Origin of the sequence: Streptococcus sanguinis (assembly GCF_003943735.1) — a bacterium.
GTDB lineage: Bacteria > Bacillota > Bacilli > Lactobacillales > Streptococcaceae > Streptococcus > Streptococcus sanguinis_E.
In genome coordinates this window covers 184,464-205,168 of record NZ_RJMV01000001.1, presented here as the reverse complement: position 1 = coordinate 205,168, position 20,705 = coordinate 184,464, and the positions used below count along the sequence as shown (strand labels likewise).

Genomic DNA, 20,705 nt, shown 5'->3' with positions numbered 1-20,705 from the left:
ATCGTTTTTTGCTATCTTCTGGGAAAATAAATTTAGAAACAAGATTGAATATATCACATTTCTTTAACATCTTTCTTTTCTTCGATAGATAGGAGCAGAGCAATTACACCGATAATGCTGAAGATGAGCCAGCTAGCGTTCATATTCCAGAGGGCTAGGCTGCTGAAGACCATAGTACCAAAGGGAACAGAGAAAGAAAAGAGCAGACTCAGAAAGCTGGAAGTCTGAGCGAGAACATCAGAAGGCAGTTTGCTCAGTAAGAGGGTGTTGATTTTGGGATTGATCTTGCCGGAGATATAAGCTAGTAAAAATCCAAAAGCAATGCCGACGAAAACAGGCAGATGCAAGAAATTGCTGACAGCAAGCAGAATCATGGTAAGAGCAGCGCAGAGGGTTAGTTGATTTAGAGAGAGACGGCTAAAGTAATCATTGGGAGTCAGGCTGGCTGCGATCATTGCTAGGACAAGAGTGGTCTGAAGAACCAAGAGAGACTGGCTAAAGGATAGCTGGAAGATGGGGTTGTCCAGCAAGTAGAGATTATAAAGAGCTATAAGAGAACCTGCCATAGCGTTGACGACCAAGATTTGAGCCAGTAGTTTGAGAAAATTGTTAGAACCTTCCTGCTCAAAGATCAGTTTGGACGATGTGTACATTTTCTTCAATTCTTCCTTCAGAGGGGCTTTTTTCTCAGAAATTGCCACTGGGTCATGGGTCAATCGACGACGTACCAGGTAGAGGATGGTGGAGGATAGGAGAAAAGTCAAGGCGTTAACCAAAGCAACTAGGAAAAAGTCTTGCTGGCTGACGGTTAGGAGCCAAACTCCCAAAGCTTGTCCGGCCAGGCTGCAGAGAAAGCTGATAAGCTGGGTAAAAGAGAAGGCTTCCATAAGGTCTTTCTCTGGAACATTCTTTTTCAAAATCGGCATTTGCAAGCCGCTCCGATAGTCGCTGATGATATCAGAAAGGATATTCATCAAGCAGACGGCTGAGAAGGCTAGATAAGAGCTGGAGCGAGTCATGAAGGCAACAAGGACAAAGAGCAGGGCTTGAAGATAACCAAAATGAATCAGCCAACGAGCCTTATGAACGGTCTTGTCAGCTTTGATGCCGGCAAAGATAGTAAAGAATGTTGGAACTAGGACGATAAAATTAGCCACAGCAATAGCAAACTTGGGATTGGGCATGCTGGAAGCAAATACCACAAAAACAATATTGAAAATAGAAGCTCCCAAGGTGTTGAAGATTCGGGAAAGGCTGAGTGAGGCATAGACCCCATTTTTAAAGAATAATTTCATCGTAGACTCCTTTTCTAAACGACAAGAGTGTATAAAAGCTTATTGGGCACATCTGTAATCTAGCTTTTTTTCTCTTTCTGATGACCATTATAGACCGTTTAAAGCCAAAAAAAAAGGGCTTTTCGGCAACTGGTTAGGTATCATAAGTAAGTGGTAAAATTTTGGAAGTGACTTGCGCTAGCTCTTTCTGTTTTTAGTATAAAATAGAAAATCTAAGACACAGGAAATGTTGCATATATTCAACGGATTTTTGGGTAGAAACTTTTAAATCAGAAAAGTGGAGCTTGAGTAGGATCAAAAAAATCCACTTTCAAACCCAAAATCGCTGAGTTTAAAAGTGGAGATTTGCATTATTTACTATATTTTTGAAAAGCAGTATCAAGTGTGTCTTGATAGTAGTCGGCGCTATGTTGGCAGTTCAAGATTCGAAAAATATCGACCGCTTTCTTCATTTGAGTGAGCCCCTCTTCTGTTTTCCCTTTCAAACAGATCAACTCTCCCTGAGCAAAGAGATAGACAATTCGGAAGTATGTCTCATTTTCTTCGTAAAAGTGTCGCTCAATGACTTGTTGGAAATAGTCTGCCTGGGTGATATTTTCCTGACTGATGGCCAGCAAATATCCATTAAGAAAAGTAGTGTGCAGGGTGTTGCGATTGTTGGCAAATAAGGCTGCAAAATCCTTTCTTGAGAGGATTTCTTTGGTGTATTGGGAAAACAAATCTAGAGATAAAACTGGAGTGCAGACAGAGAAGAGATTGAGCTCGTAGCGACCCCAAATATCAACTGAAAAAAGGTAATCATGCAGGAAATCCAGCTCGCCTGGGCTGGCCTTCTCTGACTCCTTAAGGGCACAGAGATAGGCCTTTACAATTAGGCGCTCAACCCAATCGCTAGCGCGCTTGCTTTTTTGAGTGATTTTTTCTTTTTTCAGATAAAGTTCTTCTAAGAGGTCAAGCTGATTGGCTTGCAACAGGTCTTGAATTTGGCTTAAGAGCTCCTTGTGAGAATGATGATCTTGGATGCCCGCTGCAACAGTAAACTCTTCTATCTCCGTTCGGATGGCGCTGAGCGCGCTAAAAAGTTTCTGTGCTGTCAGTTCGCTCTGCCCATTTTCAAAGCGAGAGAGCATAGATTTTGAAAATTCTCCACCAGTCGCCTCGGATAAAGAGATGTGCCTAGCCTCGCAAAAAAATCTAAAAACCTGTCCTAGATGTTCCATTGTCTTCCCTCCTTGTATTTTATTATAACAAAATAATTTTCAATAACAGAGAAGCGCTCAAACATGATATAATAAAAGAAAAAAACAAAGAGGAACTTATGTTACATATTCAAGAAATTCGAAAGAATCCAGAAGGTTTAACCTTTGAGAAAAAGCTGGACTTGGCAGAGGAGTTAAAAGAGCGCAATCCTGAGATTTTAGATGTTCAGGATATTGTAGCCAAAGGAAAGGTTCAATATGAAGACGGCCTCTATTTTCTGGATTATGACCTGTCTTATACCATCACTCTGACGTCCAGTCGCAGCATGGAGCCGGTGGAGCTCAAGGAGTCTTATCTAGTCAACGAAATTTTCATGGAAGAAGGACAGGCCGCATCGCAGGATATGATTGATCAGGACTTGGTGCTGCCGATTGAAAATGGCGAGATTAATGTAGCCGAGAGTGTAGCTGACAATATCCTGATGAATATCCCGCTGAAAATTCTAACAGCTGAGGAAGAAGCCGGCCAAGGCTTTCTGTCAGGTCAGGACTGGCAAGTTATGACGGAAGAGGAATTTGCCGCTGCTCAGGAAGCTCAAAAAGAGAAGAACAATCCTTTCGCTGGTTTGCAAGGACTGTTTGATGAATAATTCTTGTAAAAATTGTGAAATCGATAAAAAATAAAAGAAAAGATAAATTGTTATGACCCGCACCCCAAAAGTTAGACAGAAAATCTAACGATTGGGGTGTTTTTGGTATGAAATTAGTTTATACAAATGAACTGAATAGATAACCTAAAAAGAATGGCGTTTCTTGGGTTCAGATTGACCTCCAATACAATATAGCTGGCCCAAATCTTCAATATTATTCCCCTGACTTAAAGCAAGAAATAATTGAGAAGATACTAGTAGATGGCCAGCCCTATACAATAAGCTCCCAGACTCAGTTTGGGAGCTTATTGATTTATATCTTCTGTTTGGCCTTGATAGTGGTAAATGCAGAGTCGGTTTGCTTGGTCTGGTCGACTGACGGTAAAGTGGAAGTAATGTTCCTTTTTATCCAAGCTTTTGGTCTTGGAGAGTTTGAAATAAGAGGCTTGGCGGCTGGCCATGTGGAGTAGGATGTCGTCTTCCATGACCATTAGAGGCTGGGGAAGATTGGAAAATTGATAAAAATCCTCTTGAAATTGATAGTAATTCTGGGAAAAATAGTCGAATTGAAGTTCCTCATGTACATTCTGAGTGGTCATCTACGCCTCCTGAAGCATGTATCGAAAGAATCTGATGGATAGCAAGGCCTTTGTAATGGTCACCTTCCTGCAGGAGGACTTGCTTGCAGTCCAGATGAAAGACGGTAGCAGTAACGTCGATCAGCTTTTCCTGATTAAGAAAGGTGATTCGGATGGGAACTTGCTGGCTGTAAGCTTGGTTGAGTAAGTGGAATTTTTCCTGTCTGTCAAGCTGGGTCAGGCGACTGATATCTAGTTCTTTTTTGGCCAGAGCAGTGCTGTGTTCAGAGAGGAAAAAGCCAGCCCACTTAGCCATGCCTCGATCCTGAAAGTCACGAGCCGACTGGTAGGGGAGGTAGGAGCGGTCGGTCATGATAAGCCCTCCAGCCCTCCAGCTGAATGGCCACCTGTTAGCTTGCTTCGAGCGATGGCACGGGAGGAGTCCAGCAAGGCCGATCCCTTAAGCAAAGAGGCAAATCCGAAGCGATCTCTGATGCGGTCAATCGTCAGCTGGAGCTCCTCTTCTTTTTGAATTTGCAGAGGATCATCAAAGAGAGAAATCAGACCATAAGCTTGATCGACAAAGTCACTGTAAAAAACGCCAATCTGTCGGATAGCCCTGCCCTGATATTTAGAACGAAAAAGCTGAACGACGATTTGAGCCAATCGATCGCTGTTATTGGTAGGCTCAATTTTTCTCTGTGTATGAATGGAAGGCAGGCGCTCCTGCTTGGAATAGCGGGCATAGATGGAGACACACTGGCACTTCTTACCAGACCGTCTGAGCCGAATGGCGACTTGCTCAGCCATTTCTTGGAAAACAAGCTCAATCTCTGCCTGCTGTCTATAGTCTCGGGGGAGAATTTGCGAATTCCCTAGTCCATGCGACTTGACCTGATAAGGCTTGTGAACATTGCTTTCATCAATGCCATGAGCGTGAAACCAAAGCTGCAGACCCATAACCCCCATTTCTTTTTTGAGAATATCGGGGTTAAAGTGAGCTAAATCATAAATGGAGTGGATGCCTAGTTTCTCAAGACGAGTGGCCGTTCGGTGGCCAATGCCCCAAAAATCAGTCATGTTTGGAATAGTCCAGACCTTACTGGGAACATCTTCATAGGACCAGTTGACCCGCATCTTTTTTGTATGTTTGGCTTCAATGTCCAAGGCTAATTTGGCTAGAAGAGGATTGGCGTTGCTCAGGCCGATAGAGGCATAAATCCCGGTCTTCTTCCAGATAGCCTGTTGAATGCGGGCAGCCAGCAGGTCCAGTTTGGTCCTGCGGTCCAGCGTCTGATCGGGAATGAAGTAGTTGATAGAGCTTGTCAAATCTAGGAAGCCCTCATCGATTGAGTAGGGGAAAATGTCGTCGGGAGCTGCGAAATCCTGGAAAATTTTTTGGATTTCCATATTTTTCTGGATGTAGTAGTTCATTCGAGGTGGGACCAATAGGGTCTTTTGAGCCGCATCTTCAATAAAGCGCACATAATCTGCTGTAATCGGCAGTCCCTGCTTGCGGGCAGCAGCATAGTTGAACTTGCGGGTGTGAACATCAAAAGGAAGATTATAGCTTCGGCTGACATTCTGGCTGCCGAAATTCTTTTTAAAGAGAGGGGTGGCAGCTAGTATCAGTCCGGCAGAATTTTCAATTCGGCTCATGACACAGAGCGAGGTTTTTAAAGGGTCAAGGCCGAGGGCAATGCATTCACAAGAGGCGTAAAAACTTTTCATATCCACAAAAGCAATGTCTGAACGAGGCTCGCGTGAATAATCAAATAGGACCATAGTTTTATACCTCAATCGGCAGAAAATGTCCAACTACGATACCAACAATGCTAGGCTGGTCTTCGTAGGGAGCAAAGAGATCCTCGTAGTCAGGATTGATAGACTCTAAACGTAGACCTTCAGCTTCACGATAGACTTTTTTGATATAGGTCTTGCCATTCCACATGAGAGCATAGACTGCCCCATCGTAGTCGAATCCTGTCTGTTTCATAAGGGCAACAGAGCCATTTGGATACTTGGGCTCCATAGAATCCCCAGAGACCCAAGATGCAAAGTCGTGCTGGATGTCTTGATCAAAGTAGACAGTTTCGTAGTCTGTCTCATTGTCATAATAACTGTGCCCGCGACCTGCAGCTAGCTCAACGGATAGAACTTTATAGGCTGTAAGAGAGCTAACCTTGCGCTGTCTCTCTAGGAGTTGACTAGCTAGCTGGTCTACTTCCTTTTTATGCGGTGGGGTTAGTAAAGGGTAGGTGTAGAGCGTACTGGTCTCATCCACAAAGTAGTTCTCTTGGACCTTGAGACAGGTGGCCAACCTCCTGAGATTTTTTGCGTGGGGTTCTGCTAGGCCATTTTCCCAGGCAGAGTACGTCTTTCTGGAAATTCCGAGCTCTTGGTAAATGGAAGCCTGTGCCAGATTAAGCTCCAGCCGGCGTTTTTTTAATTTTTCATGCGAAAACATATCACACCTCCTATGTAACGTTTTAAAAGTTACGTATAGTATACCAGATGAAATCGAGAAAAGCAAGTTCTTTATTGAATATTGTTATTTCCATCAAGAGTGTGGTAAACTGTAGGGAGGAATATGACTTGGAGGTAGAGAGATGTTTCCTATGACAGCAAAAACGATCATGACAGAAGAAGCTTATCGCCGTTTCGCTTGGACCAATTTTTGGTATAAAAAGAATGGAATCTTCTCACTGATTCTCCCTGAGATAGTGGTGCTGATATGCGGTGCAATCTGTTTTTTTATCGGGGAACCTTTACCAGGCGTAGCTTTTCTTGTTACTGTGGCTGTCCTTCCTTTTCTTTACTATCTGTCCATGAATCGACATATTAAAAAGTTTTATAGAGGCAACCCCCTCTGGCATGATATAGAGCAGGAGTTTAGCTTCTATGAGACAGACTTTCGTGTCGTTAATCGGAATAACAATGCCAGATTTGACTATCAAGATATTGTGGCGATTATAGACAAGCCAGAAACTTTTTATATCATGGTTGGCCGGTCAATGGGGCTGATCTTGGATAAGGCAGACTGTCAGCCTGAATTAATTGATTTTTTACTAAAACTAAAAGAAAACAGAAGTCTCTAATTTGGGGCACTTCTGTTTTTTGTCTGTCAAGTTTTCAAAAAATTGGCCTCTTGTGCGATGTGTGTTATAATGTTTTTTATGAGAGTTGTTGCAGGTAAATACGGGGGTAGGCCCCTCAAGACTTTGGACGGCAAGACGACTAGACCTACGACCGATAAGGTCAAGGGGGCAATTTTTAATATGATTGGTCCCTATTTTGACGGCGGTCGGGTGCTGGATCTTTATGCTGGGAGCGGGAGTTTGGCCATTGAAGCTATTTCGCGAGGTATGGAGGCAGCTGTCTTAGTCGAGAAGGATCGTAGAGCTCAGGCTATTATTTCAGAGAACATTCAGATGACCAAGGAGCCGGAACGTTTTGACTTGCTCAAGATGGAGTCTGGCCGAGCCTTGGAAATGTTGACAGGGTCTTTTGACTTGGTTCTCTTGGACCCGCCTTATGCCAAGGAGCAGATTGTGGAGGACCTTGAGAAGCTAGAGGAGCGCCAGCTCTTGGGTCAAGATGTCCTGGTAGTCTGTGAGACAGACAAGGAAGTGGAATTGCCGGAAGAAATTGCAGGGCTAGGCATTTGGAAGCAGAAGATATATGGAATTTCAAAGGTAACGGTGTATGTCAGATAAGATAGGATTATTTACAGGATCTTTTGACCCAATCACTAAGGGACATGTAGATCTGATCGAGCGGGCCAGTAGGCTCTTTGATAAACTCTATGTAGGAATTTTCTATAATCGGGAAAAGTATGGATTTTTCAGGATTGAAGCTCGAGAACGCATGGTCAAAGAAGCTCTGCAGCATTTGGATAATGTCGAGGTAATCACTTCTCAGAATGAGCTAGCAGTGACAGTGGCCAGAAGACTAGGAGCCAAGGCCTTTGTACGCGGTCTCCGCAATAGTCAAGACCTAGACTATGAAGCCAATATGAACTTTTTCAATCAGGAATTGGCGGGAGAAATAGAAACGATTTTCTTACTCAGCAAGCCGGTCTATCAGTATATCAGTTCATCACGTATTCGTGAGCTGATTGCTTTTCAGCAGGATATCGCGGCCTATGTGCCCCAAAGTGTAATCAAAGAATTAGAAAGAATCAACGATGAAAAGAATTAAGAAGTATCTATGGCCGACGTTCATTGGCGTCACTATCGCCTTTTGTATAGCAGCTTTTTGGGTTCGTCTGCCTTATTATATAGAAGTTCCTGGTGGTGCCGAGGATGTTCGGCAGGTCTTGCTGGTTGATAATAAGGCTGACAAGGAAGCGGGTTCCTACAACTTTGTGACGGTCGGAGTAGAGCAGGCAACCTTTGCTCATCTGGTCTATGCTTGGCTGACCCCTTTTACAGATATTTATTCTGCTAAGGATATGACGGGGGGCTCCACAGACGATGAGTTTAATCGGATCAACCAATTTTACATGGAAACATCGCAAAATATGGCTAAATATCAGGGGTTGACGACAGCTGGTAAAGAAATTAAAATGGACTATCTGGGAGTTTATGTCTTGCAGGTGGCTGATAACTCAACCTTCAAGGGAGTTCTCAATATTGCTGATACGGTAACTGGTGTCAATGATAAGACATTTGAAAGCTCTGAGGAGCTGGTTAAGTATGTCAACTCGCAGAAGCTTGGGGATAAAATCAAGGTGACTTTCCAAGAAGATGGTCAGGAGAAATCGGCAACCGGAAAGATTATCAAGCTGGAGAACGGTAAGAACGGGATTGGGATTAGTCTGATAGACCGGACGGAAGTCAGCAGTAATATTCCGATTACATTTTCAACTGAGGGTATCGGCGGTCCTAGTGCTGGTCTCATGTTCAGCCTCGCCATTTATACCCAGTTGGCTGATCCGACCCTTCGTGATGGCCGCGATATTGCAGGGACCGGAAGCATCAGTCGGGAAGGTGAAGTTGGCGAAATCGGCGGAATTGATAAGAAAGTTGTTTCAGCGGCCCAAAGCGGAGCAGATATCTTCTTTGCACCGAACAATGAACTGACAGAGGAAGAGAAGAAGCTTTCTCCTAATGGGAAAAACAACTACCAAACGGCTCTGGAGACAGCCAAGAAGATTAAAACGGATATGAAAATTGTTCCAGTTAAAACACTGCAGGACGCCATTGACTATCTGAAAAAGAACAAGTAAGATCTTAGCTTTTGCTAAGATTTTTCTTGTGAGGTAGACAAAGTTATCTAGCCTTCTTTACTTTAAATCGTCTGACTTTTTTCAGAAAGATATTTTTGATGAAAAGTCCGCGAAATACTGGCTGATTTATGATAAAATAAAGTGTTGTAGATAAACTATCCAAGAACGTTAAAGGAAGAGTATGCGTAAAGATATTTCACCTGAATTGTATAATTATAATAAATTCCCAGGACCGGAGTTTAAACAGATTGACAGCAAGATTGTTGCAGAAAAATTCGAGTTTGAATTGATTGAGAACTATAAGGAAGGCTTTGACTTGACGGCCTTTCATCAGCGTTTTTCAGAAATTCTCACTAAGTTTGACTATATTGTCGGTGACTGGGGCAATGAGCAGCTGCGCCTACGTGGTTTTTACAAGGACGAGCGGGCTAATGAAAGCGATGAGAAGATTAGTCGCTTAGAAGACTATTTGCTGGAGTACTGCAGCTATGGCTGTGCTTATTTTGTCTTGGAAAATCCAAATCCCCAGCGTGCTTCCTTTGATAAAAAATCGCATGGCAAGAAAGAGACAGAAGGTCGGTCAAAACGTTCTCGCAATAGCCGTTCTGGGAGCAACCGCAATCGCAGAAGTGAGCGAGAACGAGACAGCCGCTCTAAAAGAGACAATAAACGCTCTCGCAACAATTCCCAGCAAGATAGGCAGAAAAAGCAAAAAGACAGCAATCGCCATTTTGTGATTCGCCAGAATAAAGGAGAAAAATGAAACCATCTATTTATAGCTTAACGCGTCAGGAAATGATCGAATGGGCGGAAGCTCAGGGAGAAAAGAAATTCCGTGCTGCCCAGATTTGGGAGTGGCTCTACCGCAAGCGGGTCCAGTCTTTTGAAGAGATGACCAATCTGTCCAAGGACTTGATTGCCAAGCTAAATGATCAGTTTGTCGTCAATCCGCTTAAACAGCGCATTGTTCAGGAGTCAGCTGATGGTACGGTCAAGTACCTCTTTGAGCTGCCGGACGGTATGCTGATTGAGACCGTGCTCATGCGCCAGCACTATGGACTTTCTGTCTGTGTGACTACCCAAGTTGGCTGCAATATCGGCTGCACCTTCTGTGCCTCTGGCTTAATAAAAAAGCAACGCGACCTCAATAACGGTGAGATTGTAGCTCAGATTATGCTGGTTCAGAAGTATTTTGACGAGCGTGGTCAGGATGAGCGGGTCAGCCATATCGTGGTTATGGGAATCGGCGAGCCTTTTGACAACTATGACAACGTGCTCAAGTTTGTCCGGACGGTCAATGATGACAAAGGTTTAGCTATCGGAGCCCGCCATATCACGGTTTCGACATCAGGTCTGGCTCATAAGATTCGTGACTTTGCCAATGAAGGTGTGCAGGTCAATCTAGCTGTATCCCTCCATGCCCCGAATAATGATCTGCGGACCAGCATCATGCGGATTAACCGGTCTTTCCCTATCGAAAAGCTTTTTGCAGCTATTGAATACTATATTGAGACGACCAACCGCCGAGTGACCTTTGAGTACATCATGCTCAATGAAGTCAATGACGGGGTAGAGCAGGCCAAGGAACTGGCTGAGCTGCTCAAGAACATTAAGAAGCTGTCTTATGTCAATCTTATTCCTTACAACCCAGTTAGCGAGCACGACCAATACAGTCGCAGTCCCAAAGAGCGGGTGATGGCCTTCTACGATACCCTCAAGAAAAATGGAGTCAACTGTGTGGTTCGTCAGGAACATGGTACAGATATTGATGCAGCCTGCGGTCAGCTGCGTTCCAATACTATGAAGCGTGATCGCGAGAAAGCATTGGTAGAAAATGTTCAGCCTTAAGAACTACCTGACTTCAGCCGGTGAGCTGACTGCTAAGGGACGGAGATTGCTGGTAGGGGGAAGCTGGCTCTATTTCTTGATGCTTTGCATTCTGTGCTTTATTCCTCAGGTTCCAGAGCCGGGAATGGAAACGCCGGGAATCCAGTATTTTGGCCGAATAGTGGTTTTGTTAATCCCTTTTAACTCCTTTGTCAATATTGGCGAGATTACTTCTTGGATCCAGCTGGTCAAGGTCTTTATCCAAAATCTAGCCAATATCTTCTTGCTGTCACCCTTAATCTTTCAATTGCTTTGCCTCTTTCCGAAGTTGCGGAAGACAAAGAAGGTCGTATGGCTGAGCTTTGGGATAAGCCTGTCTATCGAAGTGACTCAGATTCTGCTAGACCTTCTTATTAACGCCAATCGAGTCTTTGAGATTGATGATCTCTGGACCAATACTTTGGGTGGTTATCTGGCTTGGCGGGCATTTCAGCTTGGTCAGAAAATCTGGAAAAATCGTCAAAGCGACGCTTTCAAAAGAGATTAGCGAGCGAAAGGTTCGGATTTAGAAGAAAAAAATAAATTTTTTCTTGACAAGAAAAAGGGAAAGGCCTATAATAAAATAAATCATCAGAAAAGTAATAATTTTTTCTACTTTCAGGGAGTCTGTGGTTGGTGGAAACAGGCAGTGGAAGATTATGAAGTGGGCTGATGCAAAAAATGAATTTGAAGCAATAAAAATTCGGTGAGCACACCTTACAGTGCAGCTTGTTGTTAGACAAGACAGAGATATGGAGGCAGTCTATACTTTGCTCCATAATTGAGGTGGCACCGCGATTTTACGCCCTCACACAGAGTTTTTTCTGTGTGTGGGCTTTTGTTTTGCTTGAAAATAAAGAAAAGAGGCAATCAAGATGACAGAAACTAAAGGATATTTTGGACAATTCGGCGGCTCCTTCGTACCGGAGCCTATCCAAGCCTTGCTGGATGAATTAGAAGCGACTTTTGAGAAGTATAAGGATGACCCAGAATTTTTAAATGAATACCGACATTATTTGGCGGATTATTCAGGTCGGGAAACCCCGCTCTACTTTGCAGAAAGTCTGACCCAGCATCTGGGCGGAGCTAAGATTTATCTAAAGCGGGAAGATCTCAATCATCTGGGCTCTCATAAGCTCAATAATGTTTTGGGGCAGATTCTTCTAGCTAAGCGCATGGGCAAGACCCGGGTCATTGCTGAAACTGGAGCTGGCCAGCATGGTGTGGCAACTGCGGCAGCAGCAGCTAAGTTTGGTATGAAGTGCGATGTTTACATGGGAGCAGAAGATGTAGAACGTCAGCGCCTCAATGTCTTCCGCATGGAAATGATGGGAGCGACTGTTCACGCAGTGGAAACAGGCACCAAAACTCTCAAGGATGCTGTGGATGCGGCCTTTGGGGCTTGGATGAATGATTTGGAAGCCTTCTATGTCTTGGGGTCAGCTGTCGGTCCTCACCCCTATCCAACGATTGTCCATGAGTTCCAAAAGGTGATCAGTGAAGAATCTCGCCGTCAGATTTTGGACAAGGAAGGCCGCTTGCCAGACTATGTCATTGCCTGTGTAGGTGGTGGATCCAATGCTATCGGTGCTTTCTCTCAGTATGTGGCGGATGAAGAAGTTAAGTTAGTGGGGGTTGAAGCCGCTGGACGGGGTCTTGATACAGACCAGCATGCGGCGACCATGACCAAGGGAAGTGTCGGAGTAGTGGACGGTATGAAGACTTACGCTGTCTTTGCTGAAAATGGTCAGGTAGCGCCGGTTTACTCCATTTCAGCAGGCTTGGACTATCCTGGAGTTGGTCCTGAACATGCTTTCTTTAAAGATTCTGGACGAGTAGAATACGTGGCAGCGACAGATGATGAAGCTGTGGATGCCTTGCTTCTCTTGACACAAAAGGAAGGAATTTTGCCAGCGATTGAAAGCTCTCACGCCATTGCTGAAGCCATCAAGCGAGCTCCGAAATTGTCATCTGACAAAATCATCATTATCAATGTATCTGGTCGTGGAGACAAGGATGTGGCAGCCATTGCTGACTATCTAGAAAAACGAAAATAAAATACCCAGCAGAAGAGTAGTAATATCTCTCCTTTCAGAGAGTCTGTGGTTGCTGTAAACAGGCAGGAGAAGTTATGAAATGGGCTGCTGGAGTCAACATTTTGTCATTTAGTTGAACTTTTATTACTTTGTTAGCATGCTTTGCTGTAAACCAGTATGCTGCCTTCTACTAAAAGGGATCTAAATGACTGTAAATAAGTAAATGAGATGTGGAGTCTGAAAACTCCATAACTGAGGTGGCACCGCGATGATACGCCCTCACAGGATGAACTGTGCGGGCGTTTTTCTGTAGTTCTGAGGCAAGTTATGACAGTGGACAGGTGCTATCTGTTCTTGTGGAATGCGGTCATAGCTAGCAGTTTGTTCCTCCTTAAACGCTTCTGATTAAATAGAAAGAAACATTATGCAAAAGATTTTACCAGCTGATATTTTATCGCCGATTCTGGCTTATATGCGGATTCAGGGCGACCACAAGGTGATTTTGGAAAGTATTCCAAGAGATAGCGAGACAGCTCGCTTTTCTATCCTAGCCTATAATCCAGTCTTTGAAGTTCGCTATGAAAATGGCCGTTTAACAAAGAATGGGCAAGTGATTGAGGCAGATCCATTGGACTTTCTGCATGAGTTAGCCGTAAAAAAAGGCCATCATTCAGAACTGCCTTTTGGTGGTGGAGCCATCGGTTTTGTTGGCTATGATATGATTTCCCTCTATGAGGAGATTGGCCAGATTCCAGCTGATGTGATTGGGACGCCGGACATGCACTTTTTCGTCTATGAGAGTTACATGGTTTTTGACCATAAAAAAGATAAGGTCTATATCGTTGAGGAGGCGCTCTACAGTGATAGAAGCGAAGCAGAATTGGCTGCTAGTCTGGAGCATATCATGGCTGAGCTAGCGCAGCCTGCGGCAGATGAATTTTCACCGCTGGAACTGTCCAGTTTGAACTTCCAGAGTCATATCGAGCAGACAGCTTTTGAAAAAATGGTGGAAGAAGCGCGTAGCTTGATTCGGCAGGGAGATATGTTCCAATGTGTGCTCAGTCAGCGTTTTTCAGCAGAGTATTCTGGTAGGCCGCTGGATTACTATCGCAATCTGCGCGTGACCAATCCTTCCAACTATCTCTATTTTTATGACTTCGGGGATTATCAGATTATCGGAGCCAGCCCAGAGAGTCTGGTCTCTGTCAAGCAGGGGCAGGTTACGACCAATCCTATCGCTGGGACCAGGCCGCGCGGGCAGGATGAAAGAGAAGATAAAGCCTTGGCGAAGGAGTTGCTGGCTGACGAGAAGGAAGTGGCGGAACACCGCATGTTAGTTGATTTGGGGCGTAATGATATTGGTAAAATTGCCCAGAATAACAGCGTGGAAGTCACTAAGTATATGGAAGTGGAGTATTTCCGCTATGTCATGCACCTGACCAGTGTAGTTCGTGGTCAGCTTCTGCCTCAACTGACAGCTATGGATGCGCTCAAGTCCACCCTGCCGGCCGGCACCGTTTCGGGTGCGCCTAAGATTCGAGCTATGAAGCGCATTTATGAGCTGGAGCAGGAAAAACGTGGCGTTTATGCGGGGGCTATTGGCTATCTGTCTGCGACAGGGGATATGGATTTTGCCATTGCTATCCGGACTATGATTTTGAAAAATGGCAGAGCTTACGTTCAAGCTGGAGCGGGTATTGTTTATGACTCGATCCCTGCTAATGAATACCAAGAAACCATCAACAAGGCCAAATCAATGACCAAGATAGGAGAGATGCAATGATTTTATTGATTGATAATTATGATTCTTTTACTTATAATCTAGCCCAGTATATCGGCAATTTCGCAGAAGTTAAGGTCTTGCGAAATGATGATGCAGGACTTTATAAAGCGGCAGAAGAAGCAGATGCTTTGGTTCTTTCTCCGGGTCCAGGCTGGCCAGCAGATGCAGGACGGATGGAAGAGCTTATCCGCGATTTTACTGGTAAAAAGCCGATTTTGGGGATTTGCTTGGGGCACCAAGCCATTGCAGAAGTATTTGGCGGAAAGCTAGGATTGGCTCCCAAAGTCATGCACGGCAAGCAAAGTATTCTGCGCTTTGAGGGGAATTCTCCTATCTATGAGGGGCTAGAGGATGGGCAGCCAGTCATGCGCTATCATTCGATTTTGATTGAGGAGATGCCAGAGGACTTTGAAGTGACGGCTCGGGCAGCTGATGATAACTCGATTATGGCTATCCAGCACAAGAGTCTGCCCATTTATGGTTTTCAGTATCATCCAGAAAGTATCGGCACGCCGGACGGCTTGTCGTCTATCAAGAATTTCATTGACTTAGTAAAGTAAAGGAGAATGTATGAAAGAGATTATTGCAAAACTAGCTGATTTTAAGGATTTAAGCAGCGCTGAGATGACAGATGTGATTGAGCGTATTGTCACTGGACGAGTGACAGAGTCTCAAATTGTAGCTTTCTTGCTGGGGCTTAAGATGAAGGGGGAGACGATTGAGGAACGAACTGCTTTGGCTCAGGTTATGCGAGGCCATGCTAAGCAGATTCCAACCACTATTCGCACTGCCATGGACAATTGCGGTACAGGCGGAGACAAGTCTTTCAGCTTCAATGTTTCGACTACAGCAACTTTTGTACTGGCAGGTGGCGGGATTAAGATGGCCAAGCACGGCAATCGCTCCATTTCTTCTAAGTCAGGCTCAGCTGATGTCTTAGAAGCTCTGGGTATCAATCTAGACTTGGACGCTGCTAGCTTGGGTAAGATTTTTGAGCAGACAGGTATCGTCTTTCTCTTTGCAAAGAATATGCACCCTGCCATGAAATACATCATGCCAGCTCGTCTTAGCCTCGGCATTCCCACTATCATGAACCTAACCGGTCCGCTCATCCATCCCATGAGTCTAGAAACTCAGCTTTTGGGAACCAGCCGGCCGGATATGCTAGAGAGTACGGCAGAGGTTTTGAAAAATATGGGCCGTAAGCGTGCAGTAGTTGTGTCGGGGCCGGATGGTCTGGATGAGGCGGGTCTTCATGGCCGTACCCAGTATGCTCTGCTGGAAAATGGACAAATCAGCCTGCACAGCTTTCTGCCGTTAGATATTGGCATGAAAGAGATACCTCTTGAAGCGATTCGTGGGGGTAATGCCAAGAGAAATGCAGAAATTCTGCTATCTGTCCTGCAAAATCAAGCCAGTCCCTATCTAGAAACGACAGTGCTGAATGCGGGATTGGGCTTCTATGCTAATGGGAAATCAGACAGCATAGAAGAAGGAATAGCTTTGGCCCGCCAAGTGATCGCTAGTGGCGCAGCCTATGAAAAACTCAAGCAACTACAGGAGTATCAAAAATGAGCAAAGAATTTCTCCCGACCATTCTAAAGCAAAAAGAGCAGGAAGTGGCGGCTATGTCTTATGAAGAGCTGCAACCTCTGCGCTCGACCTATTCCCTCTATGATTATCTTAAAAGCCATCCTCAAGAGCTGCAGCTGATTGCTGAGGTCAAAAAAGCCAGTCCAAGTCTGGGAGATATTAATCTCGGTGTGGATATTGTGGAGCAGGCTCGCACCTATGAACGATGCGGTGTAGCCATGATTTCGGTCCTGACAGATGAGATTTTCTTCAAAGGACATCTGGATTACCTGAGAGAGATTTCCAGTCAAGTGACCATTCCGACCCTCAATAAGGACTTTATCATTGATGAAAAACAGATTGTTCGCGCCCGCAATGCAGGAGCGACAGTTATTCTCTTGATTGTGGCTGCCTTGCCTGAAAAGCGTCTGCAAGAACTCTATGATTTTGCGACAGGTTTAGGCTTGGAAGTTCTGGTCGAAACCCATAATCTGGCGGAGCTGGAAATTGCCCATAGAATAGGAGCTCGGATTATCGGTGTCAATAACCGCAATTTAGTCACTTTTGAGACAGATATCAATACAAGTCTCCAGCTGTCTGCCCATTTCAAAGATGACAGGGTTTACTTATCTGAGTCTGCTATTTTCAGCAAGGAAGATGCTGAGCTAGTAGCTCCTTATTTCCATGCTGTTTTAGTCGGAACAGCCCTGATGCAGGCTAAGGATGTTGCAGAAAAAATCAAGGAGCTGAAAATTGACAAAGGTTAAGATTTGCGGCTTATCAACGATCAGCGCTGTGGAAACTGCATGCCAGGCTGGTGCTGACTACATTGGATTTGTCTTTGCTGAGAGCCGTCGGAGGGTCAGTTTGGAGCAAGCTCAGAAGCTAGCTGCCTTGGTGCCGCCTGCTGTCCAAAAGGTAGGAGTTTTCGTCTCTCCGGGCTTGGCAGAGCTGCAGGAAGCTATTTCAGTGGCAAATCTGGATTTGGTGCAGATTCATGGCGATTTTGATCAAGAGCTCCTGACTCATATTGGCCGGCCGGTTATTCGAGCTTATCAGGTCAAGGGAGCGTTAAAAGGAGTCAGACAACAAGCGGACTACCTGCTCTTTGATGCACCACTTGCTGGTAGTGGTCAGACCTTTGACTGGCAATCTTTTGACAAGAATCAAATCCACCAGCCCTTCTTTATCGCCGGTGGTTTGAATGCAGGAAATGTCCAAGAAGCGATTCAGTACTTCGCTCCTTACGCAGTTGATGTCTCCAGCGGGGTCGAGACTGACGGCCAGAAGGACTTAGAAAAGATAAAAGAATTTATAGAAAGAGTGAAAGATGGCATATAATCAACCCAATCAAGAAGGATTTTACGGTGAGTTTGGCGGACGCTTTGTTCCAGAAACGCTGATGACAGCAGTTTTGGAGCTGGATAAAGCCTACCGTGAGAGTAAAAAAGTCCCAGCCTTTCAGGCTGAGCTGGACGAGTTGCTGAAGCAGTATGTAGGGCGAGAAAATCCTCTCTATTTTGCTAAGAATCTAACAGCCTATGCTGGCGGTGCTAAGATTTATCTGAAGCGGGAAGACCTCAACCATACCGGGGCTCATAAAATCAATAACGCCTTAGGACAAGTCCTATTAGCCAAGCGGATGGGCAAGAAGAAAATCATTGCGGAGACTGGTGCAGGTCAGCACGGAGTAGCCACGGCCACAGCTGCAGCCCTTTTCAATATGGACTGTACTATCTATATGGGTGAAGAAGATGTCAAGCGCCAAGCCCTCAATGTCTTTCGGATGGAACTTCTGGGAGCCAAGGTGGAGTCTGTGACTGATGGCTCTCGAGTCCTCAAGGATGCAGTCAATGCTGCCTTGCGAGCTTGGGTGGCTCAGGTCGATGATACTCACTATATTATGGGCTCAGCCTTGGGACCACATCCTTTCCCAGAGATTGTCCGCGACTACCAGAGTGTGATTGGGCGTGAGGCCAAGCGTCAGTTTGCTGAGCAAAATGCAGGTGCCCTGCCAGATGCTTTAGTGGCCTGCGTTGGCGGTGGCTCCAATGCTATTGGACTCTTTTATCCCTTTGTAGATGATGGCTCAGTGGCTATGTATGGAACAGAAGCAGCTGGGCGGGGCGTGGATACAGATGAACACGCTGCGACCTTAACCAAGGGCCGGCCGGGTGTTTTACACGGTGCCTTGATGGATGTCTTGCAGGATGAGCAAGGACAGATTCTGGAAGCTTTCTCTATCTCTGCCGGGCTAGACTATCCGGGCATCGGTCCTGAACATTCTCATTTTAATGCTATCCAGCGCGCCACTTATGTGCCAGTCACAGATGAAGAAGCTTTGGAAGCCTTTCAGCTCCTGTCTCGTATCGAAGGAATTATCCCCGCTCTAGAGTCTAGCCACGCTATTGCTTACGCAGTTAAGCTGGCTAAGGAGTTGGGACCAGATAAATCAATGATTGTCTGCCTATCCGGCCGTGGTGACAAGGATGTCGTTCAGGTAAAGGAACGCTTGGAAAAAGAAGCGGCTCAAAAAGGAGGTGCCCATGACTAAAACACTCACTCAGCATTTAGAAGCCATCAAAAAAGCAGGTAAGGGGATTTTCCTTCCTTATATTATGGCTGGTGATCACGAGAAAGGTTTGGCAGGTTTGCCGGAAACTATCGCTTTTTTGGAAAACTTGGGTGTGTCAGCCATTGAAATCGGCCTGCCATTTTCAGATCCTGTTGCAGATGGGCCGGTTATTGAAGAAGCCGGTCTGAGAAGTCTGGGTCACCATACTTCCGCCAAGTCTTTAGTCGCAAGTTTGCAGAAGTTGGGCACTCAGCTGCCTCTCATTATCATGACCTACTTCAATCCCATTTTCCAGTACGGTCTCAAAGATTTTGTCAAGGATTTGGCTACGACACCGGTTAAGGGATTGATTATTCCGGATCTGCCCTACGAGCATAGGGACTTTATTCTGCCTCTGCTGGATGATTCAGATATCGCTCTTGTTCCTTTAGTAAGTCTGACGACTGGACTAGAACGTCAGCAGGAGCTGATCAAGGAAGCTGAAGGTTTTATCTATGCTGTAGCCATCAACGGTGTGACAGGTAAGAGCGGAAGCTACCGCAATGATTTGGACCAGCATTTGAGCAAGCTCCATGATATTGCTGAGATTCCAGTGCTGACAGGTTTTGGCGTTTCAACTTTAGAGGATGTTGACCGATTCAATCAAGTCTCAGACGGAGTCATTGTCGGATCTAAGATTGTCAAAGCTCTTCATGAAAAGGACGCCAGTATAGCAGCCTTTATCCGAGAAGCAGCAGCTTATAAGAAATAATCACTACCACACCAAACAAAAGACAGGGGACAAAAGCTAGCCTGTCTTTTTTATTTTTAAAGCAGAAGCAGGCGAGGCCAGAGAAGCTAGCGATTTGGATAAGAACTAGAGCCTGACCCATGTTCTTGAATTTTATCACCATAAAAAAGTAAGTTTCGTATAATTCATTTTTAAGAAATGTTTGATTTTTGATGTTGATTGAATATTAGTTTGGATATTGCTTATGAATGGTATCTATATAGCTGGTGAAATGTTTCAAGAAATGCTTAGGAGATATAACAGTGATGTATTTTCCAAAAGCAAGCAAGGTATTGTATCCCCAATCATTGTCGTTTAAAGGATAAGTAATCTCGTAAATATTGCTATTAATAGGTTTTATGGCATTATAGCCTAAGAGTTCCACAAATCGATCAAGGACAATTTTCTGGACATGTAGGATGACAGGTACTTTGTTTTCATTCATCCATGTACCACCATCATAGGGAAGTGGTGTAAAATGTCTTTTTGAAAAAGTATCAGAGAGAGTAAGTTCACTAATTCTAGCAACTTTAAAAACAGAAAAACGCGCTTTATCAGTATCGTAGGCATCCATATACCAACTCCGGTCCTTATAGACAATACGGTAAGGCTCACAATTTTTTTGACTCACCAGTCCTTGTAAATTAATATAGGAAAATTTTATTTTTACTCTACCTCTGATAGCTTCCAATAACTTAAAAATCAAAGTTCGTATTTCCAAGTTCCCTTGAGATAGAGACAAATCAATTTCGAAATCAGAGTATGTATTGGTAGCATTTAATTTCAATATAGCATTGAAAGTAGAGGTATCTTCCAATACTTGATAGCGACTTTTTAAACCGGATTCGATTGAAAGTCGTTCGGATTGAGTCAAGGGAGGTTTATCAGTTTGAAAGTCTTCCATAAGAAAAATTCCTCCGTTTTTTCCTTTCATTACATAGAGAGGAATGCCTGCAAGAGATAAATCATCAATATCTCTCATAATAGTTCGGGTGCTGACTTTAAAAAGTTCTGATAGTTCTTTAGCTGTTGTTTTTCGTTGATTTACTAAATGAGAAATGATTCCCATTTGACGGTCAATTTTCATGATTTTCTCCTTAAATATGACAGATAGATGTCATATTACTTTTGTTATGATTATACCATAAAGAA

At 44.5% G+C, this 20,705-nt stretch carries 23 protein-coding genes and 1 other annotated feature; of the genes, 16 read left to right on the top strand and 7 right to left on the bottom strand.

Annotation, left to right across the window (positions count from 1 at the left end):
* Positions 1-53: 53 nt before the first annotated feature.
* Entirely contained in the window at positions 54-1,295 is a 1,242-nt protein-coding gene (locus tag D8877_RS01090; protein ID WP_125340569.1) for an MFS transporter, read from the bottom strand.
* A gap of 350 nt (positions 1,296-1,645) precedes the next feature.
* Complete coding sequence (locus D8877_RS01085) at positions 1,646-2,515, bottom strand: Rgg/GadR/MutR family transcriptional regulator (protein ID WP_125340571.1); 870 nt, start codon at positions 2,513-2,515, stop codon at positions 1,646-1,648.
* Positions 2,516-2,613: 98 nt separating this feature from the next.
* Here D8877_RS01085 and D8877_RS01080 point away from each other — a divergent pair, with 98 nt between their 5' ends.
* On the top strand, positions 2,614-3,144 hold the full coding sequence (locus D8877_RS01080; protein ID WP_125352145.1) for a YceD family protein: 531 nt from the start codon (positions 2,614-2,616) through the stop codon (positions 3,142-3,144).
* Between the two features lie 305 nt (positions 3,145-3,449).
* Here the strand turns inward: D8877_RS01080 and D8877_RS01075 are convergent, their stop codons facing one another.
* Genes D8877_RS01075 through D8877_RS01060 form a run of 4 tightly spaced genes read right to left on the bottom strand, consistent with a single transcriptional unit; the run spans position 3,450 to position 6,189 of the window.
* A complete protein-coding gene (locus tag D8877_RS01075) occupies positions 3,450-3,743 on the bottom strand; it encodes a DUF5960 family protein (RefSeq protein ID WP_002900959.1) in 294 nt (97 codons plus the stop codon).
* Positions 3,721-4,095, bottom strand: coding sequence for a hypothetical protein (locus D8877_RS01070; RefSeq protein WP_002900958.1), 375 nt, complete (start codon positions 4,093-4,095; stop codon positions 3,721-3,723). Before D8877_RS01070 ends, D8877_RS01075 begins: the two co-directional genes overlap by 23 nt.
* Positions 4,092-5,507: a Y-family DNA polymerase gene (locus D8877_RS01065; protein WP_002900957.1), complete on the bottom strand. Its 1,416-nt coding sequence runs from the start codon at positions 5,505-5,507 to the stop codon at positions 4,092-4,094. Before D8877_RS01065 ends, D8877_RS01070 begins: the two co-directional genes overlap by 4 nt.
* A gap of 4 nt (positions 5,508-5,511) precedes the next feature.
* Complete coding sequence (locus D8877_RS01060) at positions 5,512-6,189, bottom strand: helix-turn-helix domain-containing protein (RefSeq protein ID WP_002900956.1); 678 nt, start codon at positions 6,187-6,189, stop codon at positions 5,512-5,514.
* 142 nt (positions 6,190-6,331) lie between these two features.
* On the opposite strand from D8877_RS01060, the gene D8877_RS01055 reads away from it, so the two are divergent.
* The 15 genes from D8877_RS01055 to trpA all read left to right on the top strand — a co-directional run bounded on the left by D8877_RS01055 (position 6,332) and on the right by trpA (position 19,535).
* On the top strand, positions 6,332-6,820 hold the full coding sequence (locus tag D8877_RS01055; protein WP_002900955.1) for a YcxB family protein: 489 nt from the start codon (positions 6,332-6,334) through the stop codon (positions 6,818-6,820).
* A 69-nt stretch (positions 6,821-6,889) separates the two neighbouring features.
* Complete coding sequence (gene rsmD / locus D8877_RS01050; RefSeq protein WP_002900954.1) at positions 6,890-7,438, top strand: 16S rRNA (guanine(966)-N(2))-methyltransferase RsmD; 549 nt, start codon at positions 6,890-6,892, stop codon at positions 7,436-7,438.
* Entirely contained in the window at positions 7,428-7,922 is a 495-nt protein-coding gene (gene coaD / locus D8877_RS01045; RefSeq protein WP_002900953.1) for a pantetheine-phosphate adenylyltransferase, read from the top strand. The genes rsmD and coaD overlap by 11 nt, the downstream gene beginning before the upstream one ends.
* Positions 7,909-8,952 (top strand): SepM family pheromone-processing serine protease, encoded by a 1,044-nt coding sequence (locus D8877_RS01040; protein WP_125340582.1) that lies wholly within the window; start codon positions 7,909-7,911, stop codon positions 8,950-8,952. The genes coaD and D8877_RS01040 overlap by 14 nt, the downstream gene beginning before the upstream one ends.
* A 181-nt stretch (positions 8,953-9,133) precedes the next feature.
* Positions 9,134-9,715 (top strand): YutD family protein, encoded by a 582-nt coding sequence (locus tag D8877_RS01035; RefSeq protein WP_125340584.1) that lies wholly within the window; start codon positions 9,134-9,136, stop codon positions 9,713-9,715.
* On the top strand, positions 9,712-10,800 hold the full coding sequence (gene rlmN / locus D8877_RS01030) for a dual-specificity RNA methyltransferase RlmN (protein WP_002911938.1): 1,089 nt from the start codon (positions 9,712-9,714) through the stop codon (positions 10,798-10,800). Before D8877_RS01035 ends, rlmN begins: the two co-directional genes overlap by 4 nt.
* Positions 10,787-11,326, top strand: a complete 540-nt coding sequence (locus tag D8877_RS01025) for a VanZ family protein (protein ID WP_125352143.1) — start codon at positions 10,787-10,789, stop codon at positions 11,324-11,326. The genes rlmN and D8877_RS01025 overlap by 14 nt, the downstream gene beginning before the upstream one ends.
* A gap of 75 nt (positions 11,327-11,401) precedes the next feature.
* Positions 11,402-11,631: a binding site (T-box leader), on the top strand.
* 62 nt (positions 11,632-11,693) lie between these two features.
* Complete coding sequence (gene trpB, locus D8877_RS01020) at positions 11,694-12,875, top strand: tryptophan synthase subunit beta (protein WP_002919467.1); 1,182 nt, start codon at positions 11,694-11,696, stop codon at positions 12,873-12,875.
* Positions 12,876-13,278: 403 nt separating this feature from the next.
* A complete protein-coding gene (gene trpE, locus D8877_RS01015; RefSeq protein WP_125340588.1) occupies positions 13,279-14,637 on the top strand; it encodes an anthranilate synthase component I in 1,359 nt (452 codons plus the stop codon).
* Entirely contained in the window at positions 14,634-15,197 is a 564-nt protein-coding gene (locus D8877_RS01010; protein WP_125340590.1) for an aminodeoxychorismate/anthranilate synthase component II, read from the top strand. The genes trpE and D8877_RS01010 overlap by 4 nt, the downstream gene beginning before the upstream one ends.
* A 10-nt stretch (positions 15,198-15,207) precedes the next feature.
* A complete protein-coding gene (gene trpD / locus D8877_RS01005; protein ID WP_125340592.1) occupies positions 15,208-16,212 on the top strand; it encodes an anthranilate phosphoribosyltransferase in 1,005 nt (334 codons plus the stop codon).
* A complete protein-coding gene (trpC, locus tag D8877_RS01000) occupies positions 16,209-16,976 on the top strand; it encodes an indole-3-glycerol phosphate synthase TrpC (protein WP_125340594.1) in 768 nt (255 codons plus the stop codon). The genes trpD and trpC overlap by 4 nt, the downstream gene beginning before the upstream one ends.
* Positions 16,963-17,550 carry a phosphoribosylanthranilate isomerase gene (locus D8877_RS00995; protein WP_125340596.1) on the top strand — a complete coding sequence of 196 codons (588 nt, stop codon included), beginning with the start codon at positions 16,963-16,965 and terminating at the stop codon, positions 17,548-17,550. Before trpC ends, D8877_RS00995 begins: the two co-directional genes overlap by 14 nt.
* Entirely contained in the window at positions 17,540-18,763 is a 1,224-nt protein-coding gene (trpB, locus tag D8877_RS00990) for a tryptophan synthase subunit beta (RefSeq protein WP_125340598.1), read from the top strand. The genes D8877_RS00995 and trpB (D8877_RS00990) overlap by 11 nt, the downstream gene beginning before the upstream one ends.
* Entirely contained in the window at positions 18,756-19,535 is a 780-nt protein-coding gene (trpA, locus tag D8877_RS00985; RefSeq protein WP_125340600.1) for a tryptophan synthase subunit alpha, read from the top strand. The genes trpB (D8877_RS00990) and trpA overlap by 8 nt, the downstream gene beginning before the upstream one ends.
* A 205-nt stretch (positions 19,536-19,740) precedes the next feature.
* Here the strand turns inward: trpA and D8877_RS00980 are convergent, their stop codons facing one another.
* Positions 19,741-20,640 (bottom strand): helix-turn-helix transcriptional regulator, encoded by a 900-nt coding sequence (locus D8877_RS00980; RefSeq protein ID WP_125340602.1) that lies wholly within the window; start codon positions 20,638-20,640, stop codon positions 19,741-19,743.
* Positions 20,641-20,705: the final 65 nt, after the last annotated feature.